Annotated in this window: 11 protein-coding genes, 1 pseudogene and 1 riboswitch; of the genes and pseudogenes, 4 read left to right on the top strand and 8 right to left on the bottom strand. The window is 68.9% G+C overall.

Annotation, left to right across the window (positions count from 1 at the left end):
* Window positions 1-5 precede the first annotated feature (5 nt).
* The 5 genes and pseudogenes from arcC to P8934_RS02800 all read right to left on the bottom strand — a co-directional run bounded on the left by arcC (window position 6) and on the right by P8934_RS02800 (window position 7,135).
* On the bottom strand, window positions 6-917 hold the full coding sequence (gene arcC / locus P8934_RS02820) for a carbamate kinase (RefSeq protein ID WP_278032827.1): 912 nt from the start codon (window positions 915-917) through the stop codon (window positions 6-8).
* An 87-nt stretch (window positions 918-1,004) separates the two neighbouring features.
* Entirely contained in the window at window positions 1,005-2,252 is a 1,248-nt protein-coding gene (locus P8934_RS02815; RefSeq protein ID WP_278032826.1) for an arginine deiminase, read from the bottom strand.
* Window positions 2,253-2,361: 109 nt separating this feature from the next.
* Window positions 2,362-4,050, bottom strand: a complete 1,689-nt coding sequence (gene ilvD, locus P8934_RS02810; RefSeq protein ID WP_278032825.1) for a dihydroxy-acid dehydratase — start codon at window positions 4,048-4,050, stop codon at window positions 2,362-2,364.
* Between the two features lie 48 nt (window positions 4,051-4,098).
* The gene (locus P8934_RS02805) at window positions 4,099-5,679 is read right to left on the bottom strand and encodes a hypothetical protein (protein ID WP_278032824.1); all 1,581 of its coding nucleotides are present in this window, start codon (window positions 5,677-5,679) and stop codon (window positions 4,099-4,101) included.
* 68 nt (window positions 5,680-5,747) lie between these two features.
* Window positions 5,748-7,135 (bottom strand): annotated as a pseudogene (locus tag P8934_RS02800) (sodium:solute symporter).
* A riboswitch (TPP riboswitch) is annotated at window positions 7,125-7,244 on the bottom strand. Its footprint overlaps the pseudogene before it by 11 nt.
* A 286-nt stretch (window positions 7,245-7,530) precedes the next feature.
* On the opposite strand from P8934_RS02800, the gene P8934_RS02795 reads away from it, so the two are divergent.
* From P8934_RS02795 to P8934_RS02785, 3 genes are all read left to right on the top strand, one after another.
* Window positions 7,531-8,094, top strand: a complete 564-nt coding sequence (locus P8934_RS02795; protein WP_278032823.1) for an ATP-dependent zinc protease — start codon at window positions 7,531-7,533, stop codon at window positions 8,092-8,094.
* A 67-nt stretch (window positions 8,095-8,161) separates the two neighbouring features.
* On the top strand, window positions 8,162-9,580 hold the full coding sequence (locus P8934_RS02790) for a DegQ family serine endoprotease (RefSeq protein WP_278032822.1): 1,419 nt from the start codon (window positions 8,162-8,164) through the stop codon (window positions 9,578-9,580).
* 422 nt (window positions 9,581-10,002) lie between these two features.
* A complete protein-coding gene (locus P8934_RS02785) occupies window positions 10,003-10,677 on the top strand; it encodes a hypothetical protein (protein ID WP_278032821.1) in 675 nt (224 codons plus the stop codon).
* Here the strand turns inward: P8934_RS02785 and P8934_RS02780 are convergent.
* From P8934_RS02780 to P8934_RS02770, 3 genes are all read right to left on the bottom strand, one after another.
* The gene (locus tag P8934_RS02780; RefSeq protein WP_278032820.1) at window positions 10,674-11,432 is read right to left on the bottom strand and encodes an HNH endonuclease; all 759 of its coding nucleotides are present in this window, start codon (window positions 11,430-11,432) and stop codon (window positions 10,674-10,676) included. The genes P8934_RS02785 and P8934_RS02780 overlap by 4 nt on opposite strands.
* Window positions 11,433-11,494: 62 nt before the next feature.
* Window positions 11,495-12,082 (bottom strand): peroxidase-related enzyme, encoded by a 588-nt coding sequence (locus P8934_RS02775; RefSeq protein ID WP_278032819.1) that lies wholly within the window; start codon window positions 12,080-12,082, stop codon window positions 11,495-11,497.
* A 203-nt stretch (window positions 12,083-12,285) separates the two neighbouring features.
* Window positions 12,286-13,785, bottom strand: a complete 1,500-nt coding sequence (locus P8934_RS02770) for a CoA-acylating methylmalonate-semialdehyde dehydrogenase (RefSeq protein WP_278032818.1) — start codon at window positions 13,783-13,785, stop codon at window positions 12,286-12,288.
* 223 nt (window positions 13,786-14,008) lie between these two features.
* On the opposite strand from P8934_RS02770, the gene P8934_RS02765 reads away from it, so the two are divergent.
* Window positions 14,009-14,959, top strand: coding sequence for a LysR family transcriptional regulator (locus P8934_RS02765; protein WP_278032817.1), 951 nt, complete (start codon window positions 14,009-14,011; stop codon window positions 14,957-14,959).
* The last annotated feature ends 187 nt before the right edge of the window (window positions 14,960-15,146 follow it).

The raw sequence follows: 15,146 nt of genomic DNA, 5'->3' as shown, positions 1-15,146 counted from the left end.
GCATCCTATGCGTCGGCCGACACCCGCGTGCCCGCCGTTCCCTCCAGTATGGCGAGGGCATCGACCAGCCGGCCGATGCCGCTGATGCCCCCATCCTCCGCAAAGTCACAGGCGGCCGCCAGCTTCGGTCCCATGGAACCGGCCGGCAGGGCCATCTCCCGGGCCCTGGCCACCGTCAGGGCGCTTACCGGGGAAGCGGCGTCCGTGCCGTAATCCCGGTACACCGCCTCCACATCGGTCAGCAGCAGCAGGGCGTCGGCGCCCAGCTGGCGCGCCAGCAGCGCGCTGGCAGCGTCCTTGTCAATGACCGCCTCCACGCCGATCATGCTGCCATCCTCCCGGCGCAGGACCGGGATCCCGCCGCCCCCGGTGCAGACCACCTCCACGCCCTGGGCGAGCAGCAGCTGCAAGACCCGCAGGTCCGGAATCTCCAGCGGCGTCGGCGACGGCACGACCCGACGCCACTTGTCGCCGTCCCGGGCGATACGCCAGCCAGCCGCCGACGCCCGACGTTCCGCTTCGGCCTGCTCGTAGACCGGCCCGACAAACTTGGTGGGATGGGCAAAGGCGGGATCCCGGGGATCCACCACCACCTGGGTCAACAGGGTGGCCACCGGCCGATCATGGTCGAGCGCGTTCTCCAGTTCCTGCTCGATCATGTAGCCGATCATGCCCTCGGTCTCGGCACCCAGCACGTCCAGCGGATAGGCCTCGTCCGGCCGATAGGCCGCGCCCTGCAGCGCCAGCAGGCCCACCTGGGGGCCGTTGCCATGGGTGATCACCAAGCGATGCCCGGCCCGCACGATCTCGGCCAGCGCGCGGACCGCCACCTGCACGTTACCGCGTTGCGCCGCGGCCGTCAGCGGCTCGCCGCGCTTGAGGAGGGCGTTGCCGCCCAGTGCCGCCACCACCAGCATGTCAGCTTCTCCAGGTCGCGACGAGGATCACACCGGGGGCCGGATGCCGGCTCTCGAGACCATATGTCATGCGGCTTCCCTCCCCTCTCAGACAGGATCACGACGGGTCGGGCAGCTCATGCAGCGCCCCCCGCCGCGTCCCCTTCCCAGCTCGGCGCCGGGAATGGCCAGCACCTCGATACCCGCCGCCTCCAGAGCCGCATTGGTGTCATCGTTGCGGTCATAGCCGACGACGACGCCGGGGCTCAAGGCCAGCACGTTGTTGCCGTCGTTCCACTGCTCGCGCTCCCGTTCCTCCGGGCTGTCGCCGCCGGTGGGTACCACCTCCAGCGCCGGGTAGCCCAGGACGTCCGCGACCAGCTCGAACAGGGAGCGCGGATCCCGCCGGAACGCCAGGGGCCTCTCGCCCTCGCCGGGATGCAGGTCATAGCAGACCACCGCCTCCGCGACCTCCTTGAAGGCGGTCACCACGTTGCCGCCACAGAAGGTGAAGACCGTATCCAGGTGCATGGCCGAGCGGGACCGGGGGAGCTGACAGGCCACCACCCGCTCGGCCGTGCCGCCGTCGAACAGCGCCTTGGCCAGCTGGCCGATGGCCTGGGGCGAGGAGCGCTCGCCCATGCCCACCAGGACCGTGCCGTTTCCCACCGGCATGATGTCCCCGCCCTCGAGGGTTGCGAGGTTATGGTCGGCCAGGGGATCACCCCAGTGCACCTTCACCCGGCCGGCAAAGGCCGGATGGAAGCGATAGACCGCCGCCATCAGCAGGGTTTCCGGCTGGCGGGCGGCCCAGCGCATGGGATTGAGGGTGACGCCGCCATGGATCCAGGCGCTGCTGTCGCGGGTGAAGAGGAAGTTGGGCAGGGGCGGAAGCACGAAGCCGGAATGCCCCAGGTGGTTGCCGAACAGCCCCGCCGGCTCGAACGGCAGGTCCCTCACCCCCAGCCCGCCGACCAGGAACCGGGCCAGGGCCTCGCCCGGCAGCTCGTCCATCCAGGCGCGCAGGTCGGACACCATCCCCACCCCGATGTGGTTCCAGGTGATCCGCCGGTCCAGCACCCAGGCGCGGGCTTCCGTGATATCGAGGGTCTCGGCCAGCAGGTCGTTGAGGTCGAGCACCTCCACGCCCCTGTCCCGCATCACGCACGCAAGGACGTCATGGTCCTGCTGGGCCTGCTTGACCCAGAAGACGTCGTCGAACAGCAGGGCATGGCAGTTGGAGGGCGTCAGCCGCCGATGGGCGAGGCCCGGACGGCAGACGATCACCTGCCGCAGGGTGCCGGTCTCGGAATGCACGCCCAGTTCGGGCAGGACCCCGCGGATGGGCTCTGGCATGGTGGCCTCCTTGTCGCCTGGCATCGCGACAGGCACCGGTACCGGCCGGCGCCTGCCATGACGAAGGATAGCCCATGCCGCCGGGCGCGATGCCGGCGGTCGGGAAGGGTCACTCCGGCAGGTCGGTCACCGCCCCGGTGGAGGCCGAGCTCACCGTGCGCGCGTACTTCGACAGCACCCCGCGTGCGTAGCGCGGTTCGGGCTGGCGCCAGGCGGCGCGGCGGCGCATCAGCTCCTCGGCGGAGAGGTCGACGTCGATGGTATCGGCCTCGGCATCGATGGTGATCTGGTCGCCATCCTCCACCAGCGCCAGGGGGCCGCCGTCGAAGGCCTCGGGCGTCACGTGGCCCACCACGAAGCCGTGGCTGCCGCCGGAGAAGCGCCCGTCGGTGATCAGCGCCACCTCGCTGCCGAGCCCCCGGCCCATGATGGCCGAGGTCGGCGTGAGCATCTCGCGCATGCCGGGCCCGCCCCGGGGCCCCTCGTAGCGGATCACCACCACGTCGCCGGCCACCACGGTGCCGTCGTTGATGCGCGCCTGGGCCTCCTCCTCGGAGCCGAACACCCGCGCGGAGCCTGCGAAGCGCGTGCCCTCCTTGCCGGTGATCTTGGCCACCGCCCCTTCCGGCGCCAGGTTGCCGTGCAGGATGCGCAGGTGGCTCTCGGCCTTCACGGGACGATCCAGCGGCGCAATGATCTGCTGGTCATCGGGATAGGGGGCGACGTCGGCCAGGTTCTCGGCAAGCGTCTGGCCGGTCACCGTCAGGCAGTCGCCGTGGAGCAGGCCGGCCTCGAGCAGGGTCTTCATCAGCGGCTGGATGCCGCCGATCGCCACCAGCTCGCTCATCATGTAGTGGCCGCTGGGGCGCAGGTCGGCGACCACCGGCACGCGGCGGCCGATCTCGGTGAAGTCGGCGAGCGAGAGCTCCACGCCGATGGTGCTGGCCATGGCGACCAGGTGCAGCACCGCATTGGTGGAGCCACCCAGGGCGATCACCACGGTGATGGCGTTCTCGAAGGCCTGGCGGGTCATGATGTCGGAGGGCTTGATGTCGCGCTCGAGCAGCTCGAGCACCGCCGCGCCGGCTGCCTTGCAGTCGTCGCGTTTCGCCTGGGATACCGCGTTCTGCGCCGAGCTGCCGGGCAGGCTCATGCCCAGCGCCTCGATGGCCGAGGCCATGGTGTTGGCGGTGTACATGCCGCCGCAGGAGCCGGGGCCGGGGATCGCCGTCTCCTCGATCTGCTTCACCTCGATCAGGTCCAGGTCGCCGCGGCTGTAGGCGCCCATGGCCTCGAACACCGAGACGATGTCGGTATGGCCGGTGCCGGGCAGAATGGTCCCGCCGTAGACGAAGACGCTCGGCCGGTCGAGGCGCGCCAGCCCCATCAGGCAGCCCGGCATGTTCTTGTCGCAGCCGCCGATGGCCACCAGGCCGTCGAAGCCCTCGCAGCCGGCCACCGTCTCGATGGAGTCGGCGATCACCTCCCGCGACACCAGCGAGTACTTCATGCCCTCGGTGCCGTTGGCGATGCCGTCGGAGATGGTGATGGTGTTGAAGATCACCCCCTTGCCGCCAGCCCCGTCAGCCCCGTCGCTGGCCCGGCGGGCCAGCTCGTCGATATGGCTGTTGCAGGGGGTGAGGTTGCTCCAGGTGGAGGCGATGCCCACCTGGGGCTTGGCGAAGTCCTCGTCGGTGAAGCCCACCGCTCGCAGCATGGCACGGCTGGCGGACTTGCCGACCCCGTCCACTACCTCGGCGGAATGGCGGCGGCGGGGATCGTCAGGTGTGTCACTCATGGTCGGGCGTCCTCTTGCGGTGTCGGGGATTCCCCCGGAGGGTGGTCGTCAGGGTACGGCATCTTGGCTTGTCGCTGCGAGAGCGGAGGCCGGCCGCTCGAAGGCTGCCTCGAACAGCCGGGGGTCGTCGAAGTGGCGCCGGCCGACGAAAACCGTGGCATGGGTCCCCCACTGACGCATGGCGCCGGGGCTCAGGATGCCCGATGGCCACAGCAGGAAGCGCTCGAGGCGCTCGGTATGCGGTACCAGGCCATCGGGGCCATAGAGGCTGCGCCGTCCGCCACCGGGCAGCGCCAGGGAACGCCGGCCATGGTCAGGTGGCACCGACACCGCCTCGAGCGCGTAGCGGCGCGTCTCGGCCACGTCGACGTGGGAATCCGCAACGCCGAGGTTCTCCACATAATGGCTGACCGCGGCGAGGCGTACCGCGAGCCGCTGTCCCGCCACCAGGCGTGGTGCCTCGCTGGGCGTCAGCGGCGCCTCGCGCAGGTCCGCATCCGCGGCCACCTCGACGCGTTCGAGGGGCGGTACCGGAAAGAAGAGGTGGTAGCAGCCACAGGGATGGATGCTGTCGTGGATCAAAGGCCGTCCCCGCTCGTCGAGGGTGACCCGCCATACCAGGCCATCGAGGCGCCCGCCGAGCAGGTCCAGCGCACCCTGCCTGGAGCGGGCCGGGAACCACAGGGTATAGACCAGCTGCGGCAACAGCTCGCCCTCGAAGCGGGTATGGCTCAACCGCACGTCGGCTACCGGACGGGTGGTGTCCACCCGCGGCAGCGGGCCTTCGGGGCCAGCAAACCAGTAGGGGGCGCCGAAACGGTCGTCGTGACTGCGGGTCTCGACGAGAAACACCGGGGCATGGTGCGCCGCCAGGCGCAACAGCGCCTCGCGCTCGAGCTCGACGAAGCCGAGCGGGCTGCGCGGCGCCTCGCGAAGCCACCGAGCGGCGGCTTCGGCATCCCGAGGCTGGCCGCCGGGCGGCGCATAGCGAACCAGGGGGGCCTCGGCCGGCATCGTCGCGAAAGGTGCCTCGAAGGTGTCAAGGTGGCTTTCCTTCCAGCGGTTGTAGCCGATCGCCAGGCCGAGGCGGGTCAGGGGATAGAGCCCCAGCGCCCGGCGCCAGGTCCGGTAGTGGTCGGGAGCCTCGACCGCCGCCCGCAACTGCTCGCGGGCCGGCCCGGTTCCCACCCCGGCCAGCAGCTCACGCTGCATCAGGCGCTCGGCGCAGGCATGGACGACCTCGGCCTGCTCGGCGCCGGAAGGCGCCGGGAGCGCGTCCCGTCCGGCAGCCGGCAGGTTGGCGGCCTCGATGGCGCGTGCCTCGGCATCCAGCTCGCGCATCCGGGTCACCCAGTCGGCGAAGGCCGCGGTGCTGTCCAGTTCGTCACCCAGGCTCGCGAGCAGGCGGTCGGTCCGCAGGTAGGGAAAGCCCGCCACCCGGGACGCCCCGGCATCGGTCACCCCGGCGTCTGCCACCGCCGCGTCGAACGCGGCCAGCCGCTCCAGGCAGCGGGCGTCCCGCGGGTCGCGGTCGGCAACATCCGAGCGCCAGTCGGGACTGGCAGCACAGCCCGCCAGCAGCCCGAGCAGGACAAGCACCCCGGGGCGCACCGGTGACCAGACCTGCATGGGGCGATTCCTCGAGAACACGGATGGACCCTCTCAGCGTGGCCGCCCGCCACCGAACTGGCAACGTCTCAGGCCGGACGCGCCCTCCCCGCCGGCCGGAGCCCGGCCACCAGCAGGCTGACCAGGGTGGAGGCGAGAAGCGCGCCCAGGAACGGCGGCAGGGTCGGGATGCTGCCGGGGAAGCTCGCCGCCAGCACGCCCGCCGCGAGGCTGCCCTGGGCCACCCAGCCCGGCAGGATGGCGCCGACCATGCCTGCCACGCCGCCGGCCACCGCGGCCAGGGGGCTCATCCGCGACCAGAGGCCCAGCAGCACCGGCACCACGATGGCCGCACAGAGCAGGTCGGCGATCAGGAAAAGCCGCAGCACCGAGAGCCCCTGCAGCGCTATGCCCACCACCGGCACCATCAGCGCCACCGTGACCCAGCGTGCCGCGCCGAGGGAGAGCCCGCGCCGGCCGGAACCTGCCACCACCAGCGAGGCGAGGCCGTTCTGCAGGGTATCCACGCTGGAGGCGACCAGGGTCACCGCCAGCACCAGCGCCGGCAGGGCCAGCCAGCCCGGCGCCTCGGCGAGCAGCGCGAAGAAGGGGATCGGCGGCTCGCCCAGCGCCACGCCGGCCATGGCCGCCAGCATGCCGAGGCCGCCGACCACCATGACCACCAGCACGGTGATGCCGCCGCCCAGCCAGGCGCCGCGACCCAGGGCGCGGTCGTCGCGCGCCGCCCAGACGCGCTGCCAGTAGCCCTGATGGAAGAGGTTGGCCGCGGTGACCGCGATCACCAGGGTCAGCGCCACGGCGAGGGCGCTGCCGGTGGGGATCGACGGCAGTGCGGCGTCCACCGGCATCGCGGGCAGGCGCATCAGCGCCACGCTACCGACCAGGGCCAGCAGCGCGATCAGTAGCCAGGCCTGCCAGCGGTCGGTGGCGAGGCTCGCCCTCAGGCCGCCCACCGCCGTGTAGAGCAGCGTGGAGACCGCCACGCCGATGACCACCAGCGCCGGCGGCACCTCCGAGAGCAGCGCGGTGATGGCACCGATGGCCGTCAACTCCGCCGCCAGGAAGCAGGCCATATACAGCACCGAGACCAGCGACACCCAGCGCCGTACCCCGGCGCCATAGCAGGCCTCGGCGAACTCGCCGATGCTGCGCCCTCGGGCAGGTGGCGGCGGATCGCCGGGCCATAGAGCCCGAGCACGATGAACGGCAGCGCCGAGCCGATGGCATAGCCGGCCAGCGCCAGCGGGCCGACGAAGGCCCCGATCTCGGGGGGCGCGAAGAGGATCCAGGCCCCCATCCCGGAGGCCAGGAAGGAGAGGCCCAGCGACTGGGCCCCCTGGGAGTTGCGCGCGGTGACATAGTCGTCGAGGGGGCCATCGGCCCGGCGGGCCCGGAGGCCCAGGAAGGCAAAGCACAGCAGCGCCGCGCCGAGCACGGCAGACGTCAGGTAGGGCATGTCGCACTTCCTCCGCCGGTATGAACCGGATCAGGTTCCAGGGTCAGCGCCATGCGCTCTCTCAGCCTCGGCCGACGCTCTCGGCAACGGGACTCCCCTGGCGACAAGTGAATGGATTGTGGGATCGCGCCTCGCATCGTGGCCTGGCGGGCCGATAGCGGCGGGATCGAGGGACATCATAGCGCCGCCCTCCCCTGGCGACCACCCGGGCCCGATTCCCGTGGGCATGCCGGCGGCACCGGGCAAGCGGCCCCGGAGGTCTCGCGCGAGGGACGCCTCTCGGCGATGACGGAACTCCGTTTCCTCGATGACGGTCGCAGGGCGAGTCCATGGATCATGGACGCATTGCCATTCGCATCACCGACATCATCCACGTGTAGTCAGGGAGGAAACGCATGCACAGATCGATCCGAGGAACACTGCTGGCCTTGCTCGGCGCCGGGCTGCTGGGGAGTGCCGCCCAGGCAGCCGAACCCGACACCTATGGCTGGGTCGAGAAGGGCACCATCGAGCCCTGGGGCACGGAGGTCAAGGTGAAGCTGGACACCGGTGCCCTGACGTCGTCGATGCAGGCCGAGGAGATCGAGGCCTTCGAGCGCGACGGCGAGGACTGGGTGCGATTCACTACCGAGCTGGAGGACGAGGCGACGAACGAAGTCGTCTCGAAGACCTTCGAGCGGCCGGTGTTTCGCGACCTGCGGGTGAGAGGTGCCGGCGGGGTGGAGAGCCGGCCCGTGGTGCTGATGACGCTCTGCATGGGGGAGACGCTTCGCGAGGAGCAGTTCAGCCTGGAGGATCGCGACGACATGAATTACCCGGTATTGCTCGGGCGACGCACGATCCAGGACCTGGGCAGTGTCGAGACGACCGGCACCTTCATGCATGAGCCCGAATGCAACGATGATTCGCCCCTCAAGTCACACTCCGGGAAGGAATATGACGAGGATATCGGCGTATGACGGGCCCCGCCGGGGCTATCGCCGCCGATCATGACGCCAGACACCCGATGCCACACAGGAGCCCATCGTGAAAGTCAAGACACGCACGCTTTCCTGGCTAATGCTGCTGGGACTTCTCCTTGTCGCTTCACAGCCCGCGCTGGCGCAACAGCGCCTGCCGGACTTCACCCAACTGGTGGAGGACGCCGCCCCGTCGGTGGTCAATATCTCGACATCCCGGACGGTCGAGCGACAGGCACCCCCCACCGGCCAGTTCGGTGGCCAGGAGATACCCGAGATCTTTCGGCACTTCTTCGGTGACCGCATCCCCATGCCCCCCGGCGGCGGCCGTGGCCAGGGCAACCAGGAGCGCCGCTCGCTGGGCTCGGGGTTCATCTTCGATGAAGACGGCTACATCATGACCAATGCCCATGTGGTCAAGGAGGCCGACGAGATCCTGGTGCGCCTCAACGACCGGCGCGAACTCGAGGCCGAACTGGTGGGTAGCGATGACAAGACCGATGTCGCCGTGCTCAAGGTCGATGCCGACGACCTTCCCACCCTCGACATGGGCGAATCGGGAGACCTTGAAGTGGGCCAGTGGGTCGCCGCCATCGGCTCCCCCTTCGGCTTCGATCACTCCGTGACGGCCGGCATCATCAGTGCCATCAACCGCACCCTGCCCCAGGACGTGTATGTGCCCTTCATCCAGACCGACGTGGCCATCAACCCGGGCAACTCCGGTGGGCCGCTGTTCAACCTGGAAGGGGAGGTGATCGGCGTCAACTCCCAGATCCTGACGCGCAGCGGCGGGTACATGGGGCTCTCCTTCGCCATCCCGATCGATGTGGCCATGGATGTCGCCGACCAACTGCGCAACGAGGGGTACGTCAGCCGCGGCTGGCTCGGCGTCCGGATCCAGCCGGTTTCCCGAGACCTGGCAAGCTCCTTCGGACTGGAACAGGCCGAAGGCGCCCTGATCGCGGACCTGGCCCCCGACGGCCCGGCGGCCGAAGGCGGGCTCCAGGCGGGCGACATCATCCTGGAAGCCAATGGCCAGGAGGTCGACCACTCCACCACGCTGCCCAGGCTGATCGGCGGCGTGGCCCCCGGCGAGGAGGTCGAGCTGCTGGTGCTGCGTGAAGGCGAGCGGCAATCGATCACCGTGGCGGTTGGCGAGTGGCCGGACGCGGGTGCCGACCAGGCCGGCAACGAGAGCGAACCGGCACGCCTCGGCATTGCGGCACAGCCCTTGAGCGACGCCGAGCGCCAACAGCTCGGACTCGACCATGGCGTGCGCATCGCCGATATCGATCCCGCCGGACGCGCGGCAGCCGCCGGGATCCGCCCGGGCGATGTGCTGGTGAGCATCGGGCAGCAGCAGGTGGAAAGCCCGGAACAGCTGGCCGATATCGTCGCCGAGCTGCCGGAAGGCCAGGCCATCCCGGTGCGGCTCTACCGTGACGGCAACTCCTACTTCGTGGCCTTGAGTCTCGGGGGTAACTGACCCCAGAGCTCACTCATCGCCATGACTCAGCGCCCCGGTGGTAATGCCGCCGGGGCGCTTTACTGTGCAAGTCGAGTACGACATGCGCATGTCTTCCACGGATCCACCCGGGCCAGGAGTCCGTGGATCTGGCAGGTCTTCTGCATCAACAGATGGGCCAGTGCTTCCCTTTGGCAGGCATCGGCGAACTCGCTAATGCTACCCCCGGCCAGGTGGCGGCGGATCATAGACCCCCAGCACGATGAAAGGCAGCGCCGAGTCGATGCCACAGCCGGCCAGCGCCAGCGGGACTCCCCTGGCAACAAGTGAATGAATTGAGGGATCGCGCCTCAATCCTGGGCTGGAATGGCCGATAGAGATGAGATCAAGGGGCATCAGAGCGTCGCCCCATCCCGAGGAACACCGCCGAGCCGGAGCGCCCCATGCCCTTCACCGAAGCCAAGGAACACGCCCCCGGTCGACTTCACGAGATCTTCGTCGACCCCTACAGCGCCTTCGACAACGCCGCCACCGAGCGCCTGCTCCACCTGCGCGTGGGCATCGAGGCGCTGGTAATGGCGCCGATGCGGGAAGGCCAGCTGCGGCTGAGGGTCATCCACGGCTGGGAGAACGGCGGCTTCGAGCCCGCTGACCTGAAACACAGCGAACATGCTCTCGCCTCGCCCGAGGACCTGGAGCGAGTCGTCGAGGTCTACCGGCGCGCAATGCAGGCGCTCGAGCCCCTGCCCTCGGCCGACGCCTCGCTGCTCGCCGAGCCCCTGGCGCAGGCCATCGCCGCCGCCGAGGCCAGTGGCCAGGCGCTCGATGAGGAGACCCGCACCATCCCCGCCCGGTGGCCTGCCTTCCCTCGCGGCCTCGAGCTCTACACCTTCTTCAAGGTCTACCACCGCCTCGTCTACGGCGAGGACGACCCCTACCGCTCGATCCGCTGCAGTACCCCGCAGGGCAAGTGCGAGATCCACGAGTTCCATCTGGAGGAGGCCGAATTCGCCGTCATCGCCCCCGCCGGGGGCGAGCCGGGAGACAGCCTCCTCGTGCTGCACGAGAGCCAGTTGGAGCCGATGCTCAAGTTGCTGGAAGACAGCGGCGACGGTTAACGGCGGAAACACTCCCGATAGTGCCAGGCAAGATACTCGCGATTCGGAAAGGCAAGCTCACCCAGGCTCAAGCGCTGGCCGTTGAGGTCATGAAGCTGCGACTTGAGCTGGCCGTTGGGAGCCACATCAGCCAACTCAGGCGAGATGCGTATCCGATCCCTGGCATCGATCGCCAGCAACCCCTTATCGAAGGCACGATCATGTAGCGCATTGAGGCAGAGCCCATTGGCAGGGTCGAGCCGGGCATCTGGGCACGCCTGCCAGGGCACAATATGGCTAGCGATCAGCAGGTCTTCATGACGAAGCCCAGTGATTACGCAGCGTGTGTCGTAGCGAACCATCACCGCCTTGCGGAATAGCGACTGCCCGATTCGCCGCTTCTGCCAGCCCACTGAGTCATGACCGGTGAAGTCGTCGGTTTCTTCGTCTTGCTCACCCCTTTGGCCGAGTAGCGACCAAGCCGACTCACACTCTTGCGCCACAACTTCCGGCTCATCGATGAAGCGCTCCCAAAGCAAGCGGTCTTGACGGGACGCCCCAGATAGCCCCTTTTTTCCCAGCGCCAGCACTTCGGGGTCGAGACTTGCATAGTTGGAAAGCTTCATGGCCACCGAATTGGCAGACCGCCCCATATGCTCGGCGAGACGAATGACTTCCGGGCGATGCCTGTGTAGCTGGCCGAATGTCAGGCGGCAGTACAGGGCGAGCGCCTGCAATCGATCCTGGTCCGTCCACAGCTTTCTTTCGGCTGCCATGTCGCCTCCTCCTTGCGCCTAACTCGAGCCTACGCTTGAGCGGTCACAGAGGCCAACGTGATTCATTTCTCCCGCGGCACACGCCCCATCAGGTAGAACTCCTCGTTGGGGGGCGTGCCGGTCAGGGTGACCAGGCGGTTGGAGAGGCCGAAGAAGGCGGCGATGGCACCGATGTCCCAGATGTCGTCGTGGGTGAAGCCTGCCGTCTTCAGGCGGGCCTCCCACTCGTCGGTGAGCTCACCCACCTCCAGGCCGCAGTAGAGGGCGAAGTCGAGCATCACGCGGTGGCGCTCGCTGATCGGCGCGGTGCGATGGTTGGTCGCCACCTGGTCGGCGAGCAGCGGGTCCTTGCTGTAGATCCGCACCAGGGCGCCGTGGGCCACCACGCAGTAGAGGCAGCGGTTGCGGGCGCTGGTGACCACCACGATCATCTCCTTCTCGGCCTTGGTGAGCGTATCGGACTCTCGCTCCATCAAGGCATCGTGGTAGGCGAAGAAGGCGCGGAACTCGGCCGGGCGGTGGGCCAGCATCAGGAAGACGTTGGGCACGAAGCCGGCCTTCTCCTGCACCGCCAGCATGGCGTCGCGGGCGTCGTCGGGCAGGTCGTGGATCGATTCGGGAACGGGGAAGCGGCTGATCGGGGCGGACATGATAGCTCCTTGGCTTATGGTTATTCTCACGACAACCAAGATAGCAGTTAACGTTAACGTCAACATACCTGCGATGGTCGAACATCCCGATCCCGCGAAACAGTCGCGGGCGAGTACCGCAGAGGCATCCTTGGCCTTTGGAAACGCAGACGGCCCCGCCTCTCTCGAGACGGGGCCGCCGATAGCCTCGCAACGGGCCGGGGTCAGCTCAGCGAGATAGTGCTGTTGATGCCGCTGGAAACGTTCTCCGGCTCGAACCAGCGCGCGGTGACGGTCTTGGTCTGGGTCCAGAAGGCGATGGCCTGCTTGCCGTTGGGGCCCAGGTCACCGAGCTTGGAGGCGCGGGAGCCGGTGAAGCTGAAGTAGGCGACCGGCACCGGGATCGGCACGTTGATGCCCACCTGGCCGACGTCGATGTCGCTCTCGAAGCGGCGCGCCACCCAGCCGGAGTTGGTGAAGATCGAGGTGCCGTTGCCGTTGGGGTTGGCGTTGATGAAGGCGATCGCCTCGTCCAGGGTCTCGACGCTCACCACGCAGAGCACCGGGCCGAAGATCTCCTCGCGGTAGATGGTCATCTCGGGGGTCACGTCGGCGAACAGGGTCGGGCCGACGAAGTTGCCGTCCGGGTAGCCCTCCACCTGGCAGCCGCGGCCGTCGACCAGCAGCTTCGCGCCCTCCTTCTCGCCGGCGGCGATCAGCCGCTCCACGCGCTCCTTGGCCTGGGGAGAGACCAGCGGGCCGAGGTCGGCGTCGGTCTGGGTGCCGGGGCCGACCTTCATGCTGCGGGTGCCCTCGACGATGTCGTCCAGCCACTCGCGGGCCTCACCCACCAGCACCACCACGGAGTTGGCCATGCAGCGCTGGCCGGCGGCACCGTAGGCGGAGCCCAGCAGGTTGTTGATCGCCTGGCTGCGGTTGGCGTCGGGCATGACCACGCAGTGGTTCTTGGCGCCCATCATCGACTGCATGCGCTTGCCGGCGGCCGCGGCGCGGTTGTAGAGCAGCGAGCCCACATGGGTGGAGCCGATGAAGGAGAGCGCCTTGATGTCGGTATGGTCGGCGATCTGGTTGGCCACGTCCGGGCCGCCGTGGACCACGTTGAGCACGCCAGCCGGGACGCCCGCCTCGTGGGCCAGCTCGACCAGGCGCATGGTGGAGCTCGGGTCCTGCTCGGAGGGCTTGAGCACGAAGGTGTTGCCGGTGGCGATGGCCAGCGGGAACATGAAGCAGGGCAGCATGATCGGGAAGTTGAAGGCGGTGATGCCGGCGCCCACGCCCAGCGGCTGGTTGAGGGTGTAGACGTCCACCTCGCTGGCGGCGTTCTCGGCCAGCTCGCCCAGCTGCAGGGAGGTGATCGAGCAGGCGTGCTCCACCACCTCCAGGCCGCGGCCCACCTCGCCGGCGGCGTCGGGCAGGGTCTTGCCGTGCTCCTCGGTGATCAGCGCGGCCAGCTCGTCGGTGTTGTCGCGGATCAGCGCCTGCAGCTTGAGCATGATGCGCATGCGCTTGGCCAGCGGCACCTTGCGCCACGTCTTGAAGGCCTCCTTGGCGCTGGCCACGGCCTGCTCGACCTCCTCGGCGGTGCAGAACGGCACCCGCGCCACCACTTCCTGGGTGGCCGGGTTGACCACGTCGCGCCACTCCTGGCTCTGGGACTGGACGGGCTGGCCGTCGATGTACATGGGAATTTCGCGAACGGACATGGTGGCATGCTCCTCTGTGCTGTTCCTGCCCCGGCCGCGCCCTGGCTTGTCGTTGTTCGGCCATCGTCAGGCACCGCGGCGGCGGGGATATTAGACTTTATGTGTATCTATACACGAACCGTGGTGACATCGAGTCTATACAGACGTCGGATGGCGTGACAACGGGCACTCGGGCACATTGCTTGTGCACCCATGCACAACCACACGGCCGCGGGAGACGCTCATGCTCGACTGGCAGGATATCCAGATCTTCCTCGAGGTGGCGCGCAGCGAGCGGCTCACCGACGCCGCCCGCCGGCTGGGGCTGGACCACTCCACCCTGTCGCGGCGCACCCGGCGCTTCGAGCAGGCGCTCAACACCCAGCTGTTCGAGCGCAGCACCCATGGCTACCACCTCACCGAGGCCGGCCAGCAGCTGCTCGCCCACGCCGAGGAGATGGCCCGCCACGCCTTCGAGGCCGGCGAGAGCCTCACCGACAAGAACCACCAGATCAGCGGCCAGATCCGCCTCGGCGTGACCGAGGGCTTCGGCACCTGGGTGATCGCCCCGCTGCTCTCGGCCTTCTGCGAACGCCATCCGGGGGTCACCCTGGACCTGCTCGCCCTGCCCCGGGTGGTCAACCTGAGCCGCCACGAGGCGGACCTGGCCATCACCGTGGAGCGCCCGGTGAGCCCGGGCCTGGTGATCTCCCGGCTCTGCGACTACCGGCTGCGCCTCTACGGCAGCGAGGGCTACCTCGCCCGCCACGGCAGCCCACAGCGGCTCACCGAGCTGGGCGCGCACCGCCTGGTGGGCTACGTGGACGACCTGATCTTCAGCGAGCAGCTCAGCTACCTGGAGCCGCTGCTCGACCCCGCGGTGGTGGGCCATCCCGGGCCACACTTCGCCATGCGCAGTACCAGCGTCACCACCCAGCACGCCGCCTGCCTGCATGGGGCGGGCCTGGCCGTGCTGCCCTGCTTCATGGCCAGCGCCTCGCCGGCGCTGGTGAACGTGCTGGAAGACGAGGTGGCGATCGACCGCCAGTTCTGGATCACCGCCCGCCAGGAGCAGCGCCGCCTGGCCCGGGTGCGCCTGCTGTGGGACTTCCTGCGCGAGGCGCTGGAGACCAACCGCGCCTTCCTGATGGGCGAGGCGAAGGCGATGGTGCTCCCCGAGGTCGGCCCCTCCTGAGGGCACGCCTCCGGGACTCCGACGCACGAACGATCGAAGGCTCTCGACACGAGGTCCCGGCGGCTTGCCTCAGGGCGAGTCCGCCTGGACGGGACTATAGTGAAGGATGCCGGTGGGGAGCGCCTGGTCGGCAGTCGTCAGTCGTCCCCGACCATGGCTCCCTGTGACGGCACCCCCGTATCCGACT

Origin of the sequence: Halomonas sp. CKK8 (assembly GCF_029625235.1) — a bacterium.
Taxonomy (GTDB): Bacteria; Pseudomonadota; Gammaproteobacteria; order Pseudomonadales; family Halomonadaceae; genus Halomonas; species Halomonas ventosae.
The sequence above is the reverse complement of the archived record's forward strand: the minus strand, read 5'-3'. Positions and strand labels throughout refer to the sequence as shown.

Excerpts from the sequence above, each read along its gene's own strand:
- arcC (WP_278032827.1), bottom strand. The coding sequence starts at position 917 with ATGCTGGTGGTGGCGGCACTGGGCGGCAACGCCCTCCTCAAGCGCGGC.
- P8934_RS02815 (WP_278032826.1), bottom strand. The coding sequence starts at position 2,252 with ATGCCAGAGCCCATCCGCGGGGTCCTGCCCGAACTGGGCGTGCATTCC.
- ilvD (WP_278032825.1), bottom strand. The coding sequence starts at position 4,050 with ATGAGTGACACACCTGACGATCCCCGCCGCCGCCATTCCGCCGAGGTA.
- P8934_RS02805 (WP_278032824.1), bottom strand. The coding sequence starts at position 5,679 with ATGCAGGTCTGGTCACCGGTGCGCCCCGGGGTGCTTGTCCTGCTCGGG.
- P8934_RS02795 (WP_278032823.1), top strand. The coding sequence starts at position 7,531 with ATGCACAGATCGATCCGAGGAACACTGCTGGCCTTGCTCGGCGCCGGG.
- P8934_RS02785 (WP_278032821.1), top strand. The coding sequence starts at position 10,003 with ATGCCCTTCACCGAAGCCAAGGAACACGCCCCCGGTCGACTTCACGAG.
- P8934_RS02780 (WP_278032820.1), bottom strand. The coding sequence starts at position 11,432 with ATGGCAGCCGAAAGAAAGCTGTGGACGGACCAGGATCGATTGCAGGCG.
- P8934_RS02775 (WP_278032819.1), bottom strand. The coding sequence starts at position 12,082 with ATGTCCGCCCCGATCAGCCGCTTCCCCGTTCCCGAATCGATCCACGAC.
- P8934_RS02770 (WP_278032818.1), bottom strand. The coding sequence starts at position 13,785 with ATGTCCGTTCGCGAAATTCCCATGTACATCGACGGCCAGCCCGTCCAG.
- P8934_RS02765 (WP_278032817.1), top strand. The coding sequence starts at position 14,009 with ATGCTCGACTGGCAGGATATCCAGATCTTCCTCGAGGTGGCGCGCAGC.